Source organism: Brevundimonas sp. P7753 (genome assembly GCF_013386595.1).
GTDB classification, from domain to species: Bacteria; Pseudomonadota; Alphaproteobacteria; order Caulobacterales; family Caulobacteraceae; genus Brevundimonas; species Brevundimonas bullata.
In genome coordinates, this window is the sequence record NZ_JACARP010000153.1 from 1 (window position 1) to 1,428 (window position 1,428).

The window sequence follows — 1,428 nt, forward strand, 5'->3', positions numbered from 1 at the left end:
TCGCCGCCGGCCAGGTCCAGCTCGGCCTCGGAACAGCCCTCCTCGATCAGATAGGAGTCCATCTCCGTCTGATCCTTCAGGTAGCGGCTCTGCTTGCCCTTGGAGACCTTATAGAGCGGCGGCTGGGCGATGTAGACGTGGCCGCGTTCGATCAGCTCCGGCATCTGACGATAGAAGAAGGTCAGCAGCAGGGTGCGGATGTGGGCGCCGTCGACGTCGGCGTCGGCCATCAGGATGATCTTGTGATAGCGCAGCTTGTCGGCGTTAAAGTCGTCGCGGCCGATGCCCGTGCCCAGCGCCAGGATCAGGGTGCCGATCAGCTCCGACGAGAGCATCCGGTCAAAGCGCGCGCGCTCGACGTTCAGGATCTTGCCACGCAGGGGCAGGACGGCCTGGTTCTCGCGGTTGCGCGCCTGCTTGGCCGAGCCGCCGGCGGAATCGCCCTCGACGATGAAGAGTTCGGACTTGGCCGGATCGCGTTCCTGACAGTCGGCCAGCTTGCCGGGCAGGGAACTGATCTCCAGCGCCGACTTGCGCCGCGTCAGGTCGCGCGCCTTGCGGGCGGCTTCGCGGGCCGACGCCGCCTCGATGATCTTCGAAACAATAAGCTTGGCTTCGACCGGGTGTTCCTCGAACCATTGCGACAGGCCTTCGGAGCACAGGTTCTCCACCGCCGGACGCACCTCGGAGGAGACCAGCTTGTCCTTGGTCTGGGAGCTGAACTTGGGGTCCGGCACCTTGACCGACAGGACGCAGGTCAGGCCTTCGCGGGCGTCCTCGCCGGTCGGCGCGACCTTCTCCTTCTTGGCCAGGCCCGAGCTCTCGATATAGGCGCCCATGACGCGGGTCAGCGAGGTGCGGAAGGCCGACAGGTGGGTGCCCCCATCCCGCTGCGGGATGTTGTTGGTGAAGCACAGCATGGTCTCGTGGTAGCTGTCGTTCCACCACAGGGCCAGGTCCAGCTCGATGCCGTCCTTCTGGCCGCGAATGACGATGACGTCCTTCAGGATCGGGGTCTTGGACTTGTCGAGGTGGCGCACGAAGGCTTCGACGCCGCCCTCGTAGTGCAGCAGGATCTCGACCGGCTCGGCGCCGCGATGGTCGGCCAGCTTGATGACCACGCCCGAGTTCAGGAAGGCCAGCTCGCGCAGGCGGTGTTCCAGCGTCTTCAGGTCGAAGTCGATGTGGCTGAAGGTCGTGACCGACGGATAGAAGGTGACTTCGGTGCCGCTCAGCGGCTGACCGGCCTTTTCGCCCTCGGTGCGGATCGGGGCGTCGCCGGTGATCACCAGGGACTTGACCGTGTCGCCGCGCTCGAAGCGCATCTGATGCGCCTTGCCGTCGCGATAGATCTTCAACTCCAGCCAGTCGGACAGGGCGTTGACCACGGACACGCCCACGCCGTGCAGGCCGCCGGACACCTTGTCG

General features: G+C 65.5%; 1 protein-coding gene. It reads right to left on the reverse strand.

What is annotated here, in order from left to right; translation table 11 throughout:
- Positions 1-1,428, reverse strand: a 1,428-nt coding sequence (locus HX774_RS18565) for a DNA gyrase subunit B (protein WP_178828916.1), incomplete at both ends; no start/stop codon positions are given.